This window comes from Haloferax marinisediminis, assembly GCF_009674585.1.
Lineage (GTDB): Archaea > Halobacteriota > Halobacteria > Halobacteriales > Haloferacaceae > Haloferax > Haloferax marinisediminis.
On sequence record NZ_WKJP01000004.1, the window covers coordinates 137,713 to 151,857 of the forward strand.

The 14,145-nt window shown below is 58.2% G+C and carries 13 protein-coding genes; 8 read left to right on the plus strand and 5 right to left on the minus strand.

Features of this window, described 5'->3' with window-relative positions; genetic code table 11:
- Positions 1 to 13 precede the first annotated feature (13 nt).
- Positions 14 to 1,099: a TrmB family transcriptional regulator gene (locus GJR98_RS15205; RefSeq protein WP_151139581.1), complete on the minus strand. Its 1,086-nt coding sequence runs from the start codon at positions 1,097 to 1,099 to the stop codon at positions 14 to 16.
- A 156-nt stretch (positions 1,100 to 1,255) separates the two neighbouring features.
- On the opposite strand from GJR98_RS15205, the gene GJR98_RS15210 reads away from it, so the two are divergent.
- From GJR98_RS15210 to GJR98_RS15240, 7 genes are all read left to right on the plus strand, one after another.
- Positions 1,256 to 2,644 carry an ABC transporter substrate-binding protein gene (locus tag GJR98_RS15210; RefSeq protein WP_151139582.1) on the plus strand — a complete coding sequence of 463 codons (1,389 nt, stop codon included), beginning with the start codon at positions 1,256 to 1,258 and terminating at the stop codon, positions 2,642 to 2,644.
- A gap of 27 nt (positions 2,645 to 2,671) precedes the next feature.
- A complete protein-coding gene (locus tag GJR98_RS15215; protein WP_151139583.1) occupies positions 2,672 to 3,580 on the plus strand; it encodes a carbohydrate ABC transporter permease in 909 nt (302 codons plus the stop codon).
- A gap of 46 nt (positions 3,581 to 3,626) precedes the next feature.
- Positions 3,627 to 4,547: a carbohydrate ABC transporter permease gene (locus GJR98_RS15220; RefSeq protein WP_151139584.1), complete on the plus strand. Its 921-nt coding sequence runs from the start codon at positions 3,627 to 3,629 to the stop codon at positions 4,545 to 4,547.
- 1 nt (position 4,548) lies between these two features.
- Complete coding sequence (locus tag GJR98_RS15225) at positions 4,549 to 5,703, plus strand: ABC transporter ATP-binding protein (protein WP_151139585.1); 1,155 nt, start codon at positions 4,549 to 4,551, stop codon at positions 5,701 to 5,703.
- Entirely contained in the window at positions 5,696 to 6,844 is a 1,149-nt protein-coding gene (locus GJR98_RS15230; RefSeq protein ID WP_151139586.1) for an ABC transporter ATP-binding protein, read from the plus strand. The genes GJR98_RS15225 and GJR98_RS15230 overlap by 8 nt, the downstream gene beginning before the upstream one ends.
- Positions 6,845 to 6,856: 12 nt before the next feature.
- Entirely contained in the window at positions 6,857 to 8,212 is a 1,356-nt protein-coding gene (locus GJR98_RS15235) for a hypothetical protein (protein ID WP_225316436.1), read from the plus strand.
- 175 nt (positions 8,213 to 8,387) lie between these two features.
- Positions 8,388 to 9,614 (plus strand): AGE family epimerase/isomerase, encoded by a 1,227-nt coding sequence (locus GJR98_RS15240; protein WP_151139587.1) that lies wholly within the window; start codon positions 8,388 to 8,390, stop codon positions 9,612 to 9,614.
- A 48-nt stretch (positions 9,615 to 9,662) separates the two neighbouring features.
- Here GJR98_RS15240 and GJR98_RS15245 read toward each other — a convergent pair whose 3' ends face one another.
- The 3 genes from GJR98_RS15245 to GJR98_RS15255 form a co-directional block, all read right to left on the minus strand.
- Positions 9,663 to 10,016 carry a hypothetical protein gene (locus tag GJR98_RS15245; protein ID WP_151139588.1) on the minus strand — a complete coding sequence of 118 codons (354 nt, stop codon included), beginning with the start codon at positions 10,014 to 10,016 and terminating at the stop codon, positions 9,663 to 9,665.
- Between the two features lie 62 nt (positions 10,017 to 10,078).
- Positions 10,079 to 11,302 carry an L-2-hydroxyglutarate oxidase gene (gene lhgO, locus GJR98_RS15250; RefSeq protein WP_151139589.1) on the minus strand — a complete coding sequence of 408 codons (1,224 nt, stop codon included), beginning with the start codon at positions 11,300 to 11,302 and terminating at the stop codon, positions 10,079 to 10,081.
- An 85-nt stretch (positions 11,303 to 11,387) separates the two neighbouring features.
- Positions 11,388 to 12,212, minus strand: a complete 825-nt coding sequence (locus GJR98_RS15255) for a carbon-nitrogen hydrolase family protein (RefSeq protein ID WP_151139590.1) — start codon at positions 12,210 to 12,212, stop codon at positions 11,388 to 11,390.
- Positions 12,213 to 12,355: 143 nt separating this feature from the next.
- On the opposite strand from GJR98_RS15255, the gene lrp reads away from it, so the two are divergent.
- A complete protein-coding gene (lrp, locus tag GJR98_RS15260) occupies positions 12,356 to 12,814 on the plus strand; it encodes an HTH-type transcriptional regulator Lrp (RefSeq protein ID WP_151139591.1) in 459 nt (152 codons plus the stop codon).
- Positions 12,815 to 13,123: 309 nt separating this feature from the next.
- Here lrp and GJR98_RS15265 read toward each other — a convergent pair whose 3' ends face one another.
- On the minus strand, positions 13,124 to 14,134 hold the full coding sequence (locus GJR98_RS15265) for an aldo/keto reductase (protein ID WP_151139592.1): 1,011 nt from the start codon (positions 14,132 to 14,134) through the stop codon (positions 13,124 to 13,126).
- Positions 14,135 to 14,145: the final 11 nt, after the last annotated feature.

Genomic DNA, 14,145 nt, shown 5'->3' on the forward strand with positions numbered 1-14,145 from the left:
ATTGGTTGTTCTCCTAGTTTTCGAACGAGATCGATTCGATGTAGATTCGTCTGGCTTCGATGTTCTCTACGATTGCGCCCCACCCACCGACGTTCACTTCACCGTCCTCGGTGTCGAGTACGATTGCTGCACGCCCAGCGAGTTGTGACAGTGAGGGTGTGTTCGTCGGGTTGTTCCGCCGGTCCGCAAAGATGAGGTCGACTATTTGGCCGTGCAGCTCAACTTCGTCGCGTTGTGTCGTCGTGGTTCCGCGAACTGTCGCGGTGATGCGTGCACCGTCTGCTAACAGGGGGGCGACATCACGGATGCACTCACGGATATCGACGTACTCGAACGGCAGTTCGTCGGAATGGCCACTGAAGACCATCGGCCAGGACTCCCACAGTGCTGCCATGAAGTACCACCGGAAGACGTAGGTTATCTCTTCGTCTTCGAAAATCGCCCCGTACTGGTTCACCGAGTTAATGTGCGGAGCGAAACAGGTGACTTCACGGTCGGCAATGAGGAGAAACGCTGCCGGAAGGTCACGGTGCCGCGCTTCGTAGACCGCCCCTTCGAGTTCGACGTCGGTCGGCAGGTTGACCGGCAAGTCTGGAGTGGTGTTGAAAGAGATCGTGATGTAGACGCCCCGGTCGAGTGCCGACTCGAGCGCAGGCCGCAAGCGGTCGAACTGCTCAGGAGCCATCGAAATCTGAATCTGTTCTTCTGCAGCGTTGATGGCGTCCTCGGCGCGTTCGAACACCGTTTCGAGGCGTTTGACGAAGCTCATCTGGTGGCCGCTGAGCTCCGCCTGTTCCCACCGATTTTGAATCTCTTTTGCTGTCCTCTCGAGGGTTTCTGCCTGGGATGTAAGCATCTCGAACACTTTCGAGGGGTCTTCAGCCCGTGCCCGGAGTGACTTCTGTTTGAACGTCTCGACGAAGCCCTTGTCCTCGAGGCTCCGGAGCACGTCGTAGATACGCGACCGCGGGACTTCTGACTGCGCAGCGAGGTCGGTCGCGGGAGTATTCCCCATCTCGAGAAGCGTGACGTAGGCATCGACCTCGTACTCAGTGAGGCCGGCCTGTTTGAGACCACGCTTGAGTTCCTTTGTGTCCATGTTGCTGTTCAGTTACGCGTCGTGCCAATTTTCGCTTGCGGTGAGCGGGGACGAGTGCTGTTCGCCCTATGCCTCTCAATCATATTCACTGCAGTTACAACAACATACACAAATTTTATATACCTTTGTATTTCATTTCTTTTTGTGACAGACTCCATGTCTGGAAATTCAGCGGAGAATACCAATCGACGGAACGTGCTGAAAGCGCTCGCTGGAGGGAGCACGGTGCTCCTGGCGGGTTGTACTGGCTCGAGTGGTGGTGGTGAGTCCTCCACGTCGGAGGGTGATTCGTCTGACTCTGGCTCGGACTCGACCGAGAAGACCGACGCTCCGGAGCCTGCGGAGATTTCGTTCTGGACGACTCAGACCGAAAACGAACGTCAGCAAGCAATCAAGGGCATCGTCTCGGACTTCCAGTCCAGCCACGACCCTTCGATGGAGATGGTTGCGGTCAAAGAAGACGACCTTCCGTCGCAGATTGCATCTGCACGTGCATCTGACACGCTTCCTGCAGTCGCCGAATGGGGTCTCGGCCCGATGCAAAAACTCGGAACTGGTGGTCTCCTCTCGAAGGAGGCGGCAGCTAACGTCATCGACAGCATCGGCCGCGACAAGTTCTACGAGGGTGCGCTCAAACTCACCGAGGCGCCCGAGGGTGGGAACTTCGCGGTTCCGTTCCACGGCTGGCTCGAAGGATTCTGGTACTCTGAGAGCACCTTCGAAGAGAAAGGTCTCGACGCACCGACTACCTGGGACTCGATTCTCGCTGCAGCGGAAGAGCTCCACAACCCAGACGAAAACCAGTTCGGTATCGTCATCGGCACGAAGAAGACGCCGTTCGCTCGACAGTGCTTCACGCCGTTTGCCCGCTCCAACGGTGCACGCGTGTTCAACGAAGACGGCGAGATCGTCTTCGACAGCCCCGAGATGGTCGAAGCACTCGAATTTTACGCTGAACTCGCCCAGTACACGCCCCCGGGCAAGGACACGTGGAAGACGGCGAACAACACCTACCTGAACGACCAGTGTCAGCTCATCATGTACTCCACGTACATCATGGACGACATCGTCGGCAAGAGCCAGTCGCTGGTCGACGACACCGCGTTCAGTTCGTACATCGAGAACGAGCGCCGTAGTTCGTTCGGCCAGATCGTCACGCTGAACCTGCTTTCGTCGAGTTCCGACAAAGAGCGTGCGGCGGCCGAATCCTTCGCAGAGTACGCGCTCACTGGCGACCAGTACGTCGAATGGCTCCACATGGCCCCCGGTGGCATGAACGCCGTGCTCAAGCCAACCGCACAGAGCGACGCCTACCAGGACAACGAGACGCTCAACGCGTGGGGCGACACCGTCGCGGACATCTCCCAAGGGTTCGAGAACATCGAGCGCTTCGGCTACGTCAACGGCAAGTCCTTCCCAAAGCTGGGTAACATCACCAACAAGTTCCTCATCGCGGAGGCAGTCTCCCGCGTGACGAGCGGTGAAGACGCCCAGACTGTCGCGTCCGAACAGGCCGAGAAGATGCGACAGGCCATCAGCGAGTAACTACCCACTCCCTGCTCACCATTTATTATGTCCGTCAAGAACGCCGTAAAACCAATACTCAACGGCTCAGACCTCACCCTCGAACAGAAGGAGTCACTTCTGGGGTACGCGCTGATCGCACCGGCGATTCTCCTCGTCGCGGGTGTCATCCTCTACCCAGTGGGGTACAACGTCTACTTGAGCTTCACCGAAGTGCCGCTCGACCCCAACAAATCTCCCGTTTGGGTTGGTCTCCAGCACTACCAGATGCTCTTTTCGAGCAGTGAGTTCTGGAGTTCGCTCAAGACGACTGTCATTTTCACATTCTTCAGCGACACCCTCGCCACGCTCGGTGGTCTCGGTGCGGCGCTGTTGTTCAACCGAAAGTTCAGAGGCCGACGCATCGCCCGTGGCCTCATGCTCCTGCCGTACGTCGCACCCCTGATCGCGGTGGCGTACGTCTGGCAGTGGCTCTTGGATCCGCTGTACGGCCTGTTCCCGTGGTTCTTCAGCGACATCCTCGGTCTCTACGCAGGCGACATCGACGTCCTCAACAACGCCAAGACGGCGTTGTGGATGGTCATCCTCTTCGACACGTGGCGGTACTTCCCCTTCGCGTTCTTGATGATCATCGCACGAGTGCAGTCGATTCCAAGCGACATGTACGAGGCCGCGAAAATCGACGGAGCGGGTGTATTCTCCCGGTTCAAGGACATCACGCTCCCCGAACTGAAGTACGTCCTCGCGACGGTGTTCCTGCTTCGGTGGATTTGGAACTTCAACAAGTTCGCAGACATCTGGCTCCTGACGAAGCAAGTCAAAACACTCCCACTGTACGCGTATCAGACTGCCTTCGCGAACTACGCAATGGGTCAGGCAGCGGCCATCTCGATGGTCCTGTTCTTGGCGCTCATGGGCTTCGTGACACTGTACGTCGGGGTGGTGCTAGATTGGTGATTCGCCCTATGACCGTACTCGAACAACGACACACTCGGAGTCAACAATGTTAGCTACGATACTTCAAACGACGACCGAAAGTGCGCGGACGACGGTTCACGCCTTCCAGTCCGCGTTCTCTTCGGACAAGATCGAGAGTTCGCGCCTCGAGCAGGCGGTGTTCTACGTGAGTCTCGGACTCACACTGTTCATCTCTCTGCTCCCGTTCTACTGGATGCTCGTCACGAGCTTCATGACCGAGAGCGCGATTTACGCGCTCCCACCGACAGTCATCCCGGAAGAGTTCACGCTCGCACACTACAAGAGCGTCTTCAGTCCGGAGACGTTCCCCTTCGTGACGTACTTCAAGAATAGCCTGATAATCGCCACAGTCACTGCGGGACTCTCGGTGCTCGTCGCCACCTTCGGGGCGTACAGTTTTGCCCGTCTCGAATACCCCGGCCGTGGACTGTTCTCACGAGGGGTCCTCCTCGTGTACATGTTCTCGGGCATCCTGCTCGTCGTTCCGCTGTTTCAGGTCGTCGTGTGGCTTGGCCTCGTCGACACACTCGAGAGCCTCGTCGTCACCTACCTCGTCCAGACGCTTCCGGTGTCGCTCTACATGCTCGGTAATTACTTCCGGAGCGTTCCGCCGGAGATAGAAGAAGCGGCGATGATGGACGGCTACTCCCGTATGGAAGTCATCCTCCGCATCACGCTGCCGCTGTCTGCGCCTGCAATCGTCGCCGTGTTTATCTACACGTTCATGATTGCGTGGAACGAGTATCTCTTCGCGAGTATCTTCCTCAAGACGCAGGCGACGTTCACGCTCCCGATCGGCCTCGACGCGCTCTCGTCTGGTTTCCACCAAGTGTGGGGTCAGATCATGGCAGCCTCGATTATGACGAGTATCCCCATCATCGTGATGTTCATCTACCTCGAGAAGTACATGGTTCAGGGTCTCACTTTCGGGGCGGTGGAGGGATAATATGTCGGCCGAAGACTCCCCTTCCCCCGACTCGGGCAGCGTCGAACTCGGTGGTGCTGGCGAACCAATCCGACTCGAACGTGTCCGCAAAGAGTTCGGTGAACTCACTGCAGTCAAAGATGTCTCGTTGGAGATTCAGAGCGGTGAGTTCCTCGTCCTCCTCGGCCCGTCGGGGTGTGGAAAGACGACGACGCTCCGCATGATTGCCGGCTTGGAGACGCCTACTGATGGCGAAATATACATCGGTGACGACGAAGTCACGCGGATGCTGCCGCAGAAGCGTGAACTCTCGATGGTGTTCCAGTCGTACGCACTCTACCCGCACAAGACGGTCCGCGAGAACCTCGCGTTCCCGCTGAAGAAGATGGACCTCTCTAGCGACGAACGGACTCGTCGCATCGAGCGTGCGGCAGAGATACTGGAGATTTCGGACCTCCTGGAAAAACAACCGGGGCAACTCTCCGGTGGTCAGCGACAACGCGTTGCGCTCGGTCGAACCATCATTCGCGAGCCTCGTGCGTTCTTGATGGACGAACCGTTGTCCAACCTCGACGCGAAACTCCGCGTCCACACGCGAACCGAACTTCGCGAACTTCAGCAGAACCTCGGAACGACTACCGTGTACGTCACCCACGACCAAGAAGAAGCGATGAGTGTCGCAGACCGCATTGCTATCCTGAACGACGGTGAGATTCAACAGGTCGGCTCGCCAGAAGAGATCTACCAGAACCCAGAAAACGAGTTCGTCGCGGGGTTCCTCGGTGAACCAGCGATGAACTTCTTCGACGTCTCCCAGACGCCGGAGGGCGTCGAAATTCTCGGTGACGACCCAGTTCGACTCAAAGGCCCGATTCCTGCACCGACCGAACGAATTGGTATCCGTCCGGAACACGTTGCAGTTGCCTCACAGCACTCGGCTGAACAGGCTCGAACGTCTGCATTCACGGCGAACCTGCTCGTCATCGAACCGCTCGGGAACGCCTACGAACTCGAACTCGAACGCGGTGGCGTACAGTTCACCGCGCGCGTGCGGTCGCTCCCCGACGAAGTTCGCACCGCAGAGACCGTCGACGTGTTCTTCGAAGCGGACAGTCTCAACACCTTCGACGAAGACGGTGTTTCGCTGACGACGGCAGGAGGTGAGACCGATGGGTGAACTCCGACTCGACGGTGTCACGAAAATCTACGACGATGCACAGGGAACCGAAACGGCAGTCGATTCGATAGAACTCACCGTCCAAGACGGGGAGTTCGTCGTCCTCGTCGGCCCCTCCGGCTGTGGGAAGTCGACGACGCTTCGGATGCTCGCTGGCCTCGAGACGGTCACCGACGGAACGATCGAAATCGGTAGCAACGAAGTCCAAGAACTTGCGCCGAGTAAGCGTTCGGTTGCGATGGTGTTCCAGTCGTACGCACTGTACACCAAGATGACTGCCCGTGAGAACATGGGGTACGGACTCAAACACTCCAGTGGACTCTCGAAAGCTGAGCGCCAAGAGAAAGTCGAAGAGATTGCTGAGTTACTCGACATCACCGAACTCCTCGCAGACAAGCCCGAAGAGATGTCCGGCGGCCAGAAACAGCGCGTCGCACTCGGTCGGGCAATCGTTCGCGACCCGGACGTATTCCTGCTCGACGAACCACTGTCGAACCTCGACGCGAAACTTCGGTCTCGGATGCGGACGGAACTGCAGCGACTCCAATCGGACCTCGACGTCACTACTGTCTACGTCACCCACGACCAGACGGAGGCGATGACGATGGCTGACCGAATCGTCGTGATGAACGACGGCGAACTCCAGCAAGTCGCACCGCCGGAGACTGCCTACGACCACCCGGTAAACGAGTTCGTCGCGACGTTCCTCGGGAGTCCCGCGATGAATACCTTCGAGACGACGGTTCGGGTTGACGGCGAAACTGCCTCGCTCGTCAAGGACGGGACGGTCTATGCTGAAGTCCCATCTGACTCTGTGTCTCTCTCCAACGGAGACCGTGTCACACTCGGTATTCGACCCGAGGACGTCACTCTCGACACAGACGGAGATGGGACGTTCACCGCGACGGTCACCGTCTCTGAGTATCAGGGCAACGACAACTTCGTCCACCTCCAATCCGACGGTATCGAACTGACGACCCGCGTCCCACCGGCAGTCTACCCAGACGCCGGCGACGAAGTTGGCGTCAGCGTTCGACCCGAGGATGTCTATCTCTTCGATATCGAAAGTGGAAACTCCATCAAGACACGTGGCACCAGCACCGACAAACCGTCCATCCGAACACCTTCATCGACTAACTAACACACTCTACATATGGTAAGCAACCCTCCGAAGACATCTGCAGTAGAGAGCGAACCCGACGAACCGACCGACGACGGTGACGACCGCCTGATGCACCCCGAGTTCCACTTGGACGTCCTCGACGACCTTGTCTATGAGGCGTCTGGTGATGTCGAGGGTGCGGTTCCGCTCGCGAGCGACCCGGACCACCGCTACCCGTACGCATATCCACGTGACATCGCGTGTATCACACGCGCGTGGCTTGCTGCGGTTCGGGCCGGTGTCGACGTGGACCGTTCGCGTCGACACATCGTGGATGCAGCACGGTTCCACCTCGGCGTGCAGGGTGACGACGGTGCGTGGCAGCAGCGTTACGCACTCGACGGCACGGACAAAGGAATCTACATTCAAGAGGACAACGTCGCCCACGGCCTGCGTGTCCTCTCGCACGCCGTCTTTGCACTGGACGAGACGGATTCGTGGTCAGCTGTCGGCGACGAATTCGTCGACGACGTCGCCGAGGCAATCGACCAAGCGATCGCCTACACACGCCGCGAACTGTACGACCCGAACGCGCACCTCGTCGAGAGTACGACGTCGATTCACGAAGGCCGAATCGAGTCTGGATACACCCTCTGGGTCAACGCTGCGTTCGTGAGTGGGCTTCGTCAGGCACGGCGTGCGCTCTCTGTCGGTGGAGTCGAACAGAGCGACATCGAGTCTCGCATCGACGAATTCCTGCCGATTCTCGAAGGTGGTGTCGAACGCGCGTTCACCAGCCCACAGCAAGTTCCACGCCGATACTCCCCCGAGGGTGAACTCGACTTTCGCCCCGACGTGACGCTGTTTTCGCCGTACTACTTCGGTCTCTCTGACCTCTTTGGCGACGCTGCCGACGAGGCAGCGCAGCGTGCGGCCACCGCACTCGAAGACCCACGTCTCGGTGGTCTCCAGCGGTTCCTCGGATTCTACCGAGATTTCGAGGTCCACCAACACGGTGGAAACGGACCGTGGATGCAGTACACCGCGTGGCACGCTCAGTACCGATACGACCGCGGTGAGAACGCACGGGGTGACGATATTCTCCAGAACGTCGCCTCCTACGCGGACGAAGACGGCCACATCCCCGAACACCTCACGACGCGCGCTCGGTTCGAGTCGTTCGTCGAAAACGAGTGGGACACCGGTCTGGACTTCGAGAAAGAGTTCGACGATGCGGTGCTCAGAGACGTCTCGTTCGACCTCGTCTCCGAGGAACTGGGTCATATGCGTGACTCCTACGAGGGTATCGCAGACCGAGTCGAGACGGCGGATGTCGTTGGGTTCGCCCGGCCACTCGCGTGGTGCCACGCCGAGTTCTTGACCGCCCTCATACGAGCAGACGCGTAACTGGACAACGGACCGATTAGGGACACAGTCGAACAGACAGGGTCGCACCCCACATTCGTCAGCACCCGAACACCGGGGACCTCGACGAACGGTTGAGTGCGAACCGACGATGGGTGGAACTCCTTCCTCGCCACACCTACTAACTACCTGACAGCAATACCGACCTGCACTGACAATGAGCGATACACAACACTCGATTCGACCGACTGCATCGACGTTTAGAGACCCGCGCTGGGTGTACCAGCATCTGACGAACGTATTGAAGTTCTACCATCCGACGTGCATCGACACGACCTACGGTGGGTACATCCCACAACTGAGTGACCACGATGGGACCATCTACGACTCTCGGTCGAAGATGCTCCCTGCGACGTGCCGGCTCATCTTCAACTACAGCGTCGGTTCGATGCTTGACGGACCGTCGTGGTGTGAACAGGCGGCAGAACACGGTCTCTCGTACCTCTTGAACCACCACCGAGACGCCGAGACGGGTGGCTACGCCTGGGTCATGAACGGGAGAGATGTCGAAGACCCCACGCGTTCGACGTACGGCCACGCGTTCGTCCTCTTCGCGCTCGCGTCCGCCGGAAAGGCGGGTATTGGTGACGTAGACGAGTACCTCGAAGACGTAACCGAAATCATCGAAGAACAGTTCTGGGAATCTGACCCCGGACTGTTCCGCTCGAACCTCGACGCCGATTGGAACCCGATTTCGACCTACCGGGGACAGAACGCGAACATGCACATGTGTGAGGCACACCTCGCTGCCTACGACTACACTGGCGACGAACACTACCTCGACAGAGCCTACACCATCGCAGAGAACCTCGCGCTCACGTTCGCTGACCGTGGTGACGGCCTGCTGTGGGAACACTACTCTGAAGACTGGGAACTCGACTGGGAGTACAACCGAGACCAACCAGGTCATCTCTTCCGTCCGTGGGGGTACCAACCGGGCCACCTCCTCGAGTGGAGTAAGTTGCTCGTCTCGCTTTCACACCACCGCGACGACGACTGGTTGGTGGAGAGAGCGGTTCGGTTCTTCGACGCGGCCGTCGAAAACGGGTGGGACGACGAGTACGGTGGGTTCGTCTACAACTTCGACCGAGACGGTGAGACCATCGTCGAAGACAAGTACTACTGGCCCCTCGCTGAGGGCATCGGTGCGACGGTACTCTTGAACGAGGCGACCGGGGACGAGCGGTTCCTCGACTGGTACGACCGAATCTGGTCGTACACGTGGGAGAACGTGGTCAATCGCGGCAACGGAAACTGGTACTTCAAACTCACCCGCGAAAACGAAGTTCACTCAGACCTCGACGGTTCACCCGAGGTGAAAGTTGGCTACCACCAGATAAACGCCTGTTACGAGGTGCTCCGGACCGCTGAGTACGTCGACTGAGCCGGTCGACCCCCTACTCGACTTCGCTGGTCGGCCGTGGCGTTCGTCTCACCACCGCGATTGAATCTCGTCCATCTGGCACTGCACGCATCGGTCGTCTGCAAAACACGAGATGCTGTCGTACGGGCAGTTGTATGCTTCGACAGTGGCACTCATACTCTGTTTTTCGTGTTTCCAAATCGACTCCCACACGTCGATGTCCATCTCTGCCGAGGTAAACACGACGTCGTCGTCTCTGTCGATGATTTTCGCCGCCGTCACGTCGTAACGGTGCTCTTTGACGACTTCGATTGCGTCGGTGTACGACGAGCACGGAATCTCTGTTCTCCCGTCGGAATCGTCCAAGAGGGCGACCGTGATTCGGCCGTCGTAGCTCTCAGTCGGGCGGAGACCATCTGTCATAGGTCGTTGTTGGACAGCGCGCTGAAAAATCTACGTGCCTCGGGGCGTGGTCCTCGAGTGGGTCACAAATGCGACGACGAGTCGTTTTCCATCTCGATGACCGACGTTGCGACGTGCTCACCGAACGGCAGTGAGGAGGTAAGCCCTGGTGAGACTGCGTTGAGGACGTGCACTGCGTCGTCGGTTTCGATCGCTAAGGGGTCCTTGACTAGTTTCCCGTCTTTGCTCACGAGTTGTGCCCGGATGCCTGCGTAGCTTTTGTGGAGGTCGTCTTCCATGATATCTGGAACCAACCGTTGTGCGGCCTTCGTGAACGCGGTCTTTCGGTAGGACTTGTTCAGTTCGGACCACGCGACCGAGAGCATCGTCTTCGACTGCAGTAATCTCCTGAACCCTTCGTACGTCAGTATCTCTTTGAGTTCTGCAAGGTTGACGTCCGTGTTCTGGTAGGCTTCTCGACCGAACGCCAACACTGCGTTTGGCCCCACAATCACCTTTCCGTCCGTCCGCCGAGTGTAGTGGACGCCGAGGAACGGAAGGTCCGGGTCAGGCACCGGATAGATCATCGTTTGGCAGAGTTTGGTTCGGTCGGGTGTCACCTCGTAGTACTCGCCGCGGAAGGGGACAACTTGGTAGCCGTGACCGACGCCAACCTGATGTGCCAGCGTATCGGCGTGGAGTCCTGCAGCGTTGACGAGATACGTGGTTTCGATGTCGCTATTGCTCGTCGTGAGGTGGTAGCCGGACGGTTGCTTCCGGATTCTCTCGACGGCGTGTCCAGTGTAGAGTGTGACACCGTTCCATTGTACCTCGCGCGCGAGCGCGTACGTGTACTGTTGCGAATCCACTGAGGCTGCTTCTGGGGCGTAAAACGCGGCTTGCCCGACTGCGTAGGGTTCGTGTTCTCGTATCTCCGCCTGCGAGTCCAGCAGTTCGTATTCGACGCCGTTCGCTTCTGCTCGTGAAGCCAGGACGTCCAGATACGCTTCTTCACGGTCAGTTTTGGCGACGACGAGCACGCCGAGTTCCTCACACGGGACGCCGTGGGTGGCACAGTACTGTTTCATCCGTCGTGTCCCCTCGGTGGCAAACTGTGCCTTCTTCGAACCTGGAGGATAGTTGAACCCAGGGTGGAGGACACCCGAGTTCCGGCCACTCTGGTGTTCGGCGAGGTGGTGTTCTTTTTCTAAGACGGCAATGTCGAGGTCAGTCTGTTCCGAGAGGTGCTTTGCTGTCGACAACCCGACACAGCCACCACCAACGATGGTGACGTCGTGGTGCTTCATTGCTCCCTGTTCACAGAGACAGCTAACGTGCTGAAATAAATGCCGCCCTCACTACGATTTGCTCTCTCAGCTATCGGTGGATAAACTACGGAAGTTCGTACACGTCCGAACGTGCATGACGGAGGCTCTGAAGCTCTCGTCGTGTCTCGTCGAGGTAGTCCAAATCGATGGTGGTCGTAATCAGTTCTTCTTGGTCCTTCGCTTTCGAGATGACGTTCCCCCAGGGGTCGACAACCAGTGTCCGCCCGTACGTCGAGGGTGCCGACGGTTTCTCACCAATCTGCCCCGGTGCGATTACGTACGCTTGATTCTCGATTGCACGCGCCCGAAGCAGTGGCTCCCAGTGGTCTTTTCCGGTGTACATCGTGAATGCAGACGGGACGAGAAGCACGTTCGCACCACGGTGTGCCATCGTCTGATAGAGGAGTGGAAACCGCAGGTCGTAACAGATCGAGAGGCCGAACGTCGCGAGGTCCGTCTCGACCGTCACCGCTTCGTTTCCGGGTGCGACGCGTTCGGACTCCTCGTACTCCACGTTGCCGTCGAGTTCGATGTCGAACAGGTGCACCTTCCGGTAGGAGTCGAGGACGTTTCCACTGGGACCAATCATCACCGACGTATTGTACACTCGGTCGGAGTCGGGAATACGCTCGAAGAAACTCCCCGTGTGAACGTACAGTTCGTGCTCACGTGCTTTTTCGGCGAACTGCTGAACTAACTCACCGTCGAGTGACTCCGCGACGTCGGGGTAGCGACTTTTTTCTCCAATGTAACTCATCATCTCCGGGAACGCGACGAAGTCAGCACCAGCAGTCGCCGCTTCGTCGACGAATTCGAGCGCTCGCTCGACGTTTGCTCGTTTGTCGTCTTTGGAGTCCATCTGAACCGCTGCGGCCACGAATTGAGACATGTCTGGTAGACGGTGCGCGTTCCAACAGCATGGTATTGACTCTCCATACGCCGTTCTGTCTCGATTATTGACGACTCTCGCAATATCTGGCTGAAGCTGGACATTCGCAAAGTTCTAATGCCTCTGGTTGACTCGTACGTGTAATGACGTACGAAAATCTCGATTCGAAACTCGTTAACGCACTTCTCGACGACGGCCGGACGAGTCTCCGAAACCTCGCTGAACAACTCGACGTCTCGGTGACGACCATCTCGAACCACCTGCGCGACCTCGAAGAAGAGGGCGTCATCGAGGGATACACACCACGGGTCAACTACAGTGCACTGGGATACGACGTCACCGCTGTCATGCAGTTGAAGGTCGAAGGTGAGGCGCTCTCTGACATCACCGACTCGCTTCGAGAGCAACCGCGGATGGTCTCTGTTTACGAAGTGACCGGGAACTACGACATCATTGCAATCGGCAAGTTCCGAAACACGGACGACATGAACGACCAGATCAAGGCGGTTCTTCAGGAAGCAGATATCCGCGAATCGAATACGAGCGTCGTGCTCAACGCCGTCTCGGAGAACGACCAGTTCGAACTCGACATCGACGAGTAACAGCACTCACTTCGGAATTTTCACTCGCTTTCCTTCTCTATCGATGGAGCGGGACACGGAAACAGCACAGTTCACGCGGCAATCGCTTTCTGCCTCGGCCGAATGCTGTTGTTCTCCCCTGCGGTTGTCCTCGTGACTTGGTTCGTCGATTCGAGGTGAGCTGCGCGTCGAACACCATTCCATAACCGGACACCCCTCGGTACCCTCGCGGATGTAACTCTGGAAAGAGTGGCTCCACAGGGGGTGAAACAGCGTTGTAGGGTTCGACCTGCGTATCGAACCCGACGGTTGGTAACCTCCTGTTCGGAGTTATAGCCCGGCGTACGGACCAGCTTTCGCTTCGGTCAGTCGCTGAACCTGTTCTTCGGAGAGGTCGATGCTCGCGGCCGCGAGGTTCTCTTCGAGTTGTTCGACGGTCCGTGCACCGACGATGGGCGCCGTGACACCGTCGCGGTGCATGAGCCACGCGAGTGCGGTCTGTGCCGGCGTCGCGTCCACTTCTTCGGCCACTGCGTCGAGTTCGTCGTGGAGGTCGAAGTTCTCCTCTGTGAGGTACGCTTCTTCGAAGCGACTGGACTCAGCAGCGCGAGATTCTCCCGTCAGGCCTTCCTCACGAGTGTACTTCCCGGTCAGGAAGCCCTGTCCGAGCGGACTCCACGGACAGACAGCCATCCCGTACGACCGGCTCATCTCGAGATAGTCGCCTTCGATTTCGCGGTCGACGAGGTTGTAGCGGGGTTGCGAGACGGTGAACGGTTCCCATCCCTCTTCGCGAGCGATTTCGTTTGCCTTTGCGACTTTCCACGCGTTCGGTCGCATCGTCGACGCACCGAGATAGTGGACTTTCCCGTCTTCGACGAGGCGGTTGAGCGTCTTCATCATCTCGCGCGTCGGCGTGTCGTCGTCCCAGCGGTGGATGTACAGCACGTCCACGTAGTCGGTGTCGAGACGGTCGAGGAGGGCGTCGATTCGGTGTCGGATGTTCTTTCGGTTCGTGCCGCGACTGTTGGGGTCACCCTCTCGAATCTGCCAGAAAATCTTCGAGGCGACCGTGTAGCGCTCGCGGTCACGGTCGGCGAGCCACTCACCGATCCACTCTTCGCTCTTGCCACCGCCGTAGACGTCTGCGGTGTCGATGAACCGCCCGCCGGCCTCCTCGTAGGCGTCTAGCAGTTCGTGTGCACGTTCCTCGCCGATTTCGACGTTCCCTGCTTCGGTCTCTTTGCCGAACCGCCAGGTACCGAACTGGAGTTCGCTCGTCTGCAACCCTGTCTCTCCGAGCGGGACGAACTCCAATTCGATATCTTCGAGAGTGCTCATTATCGTATTCG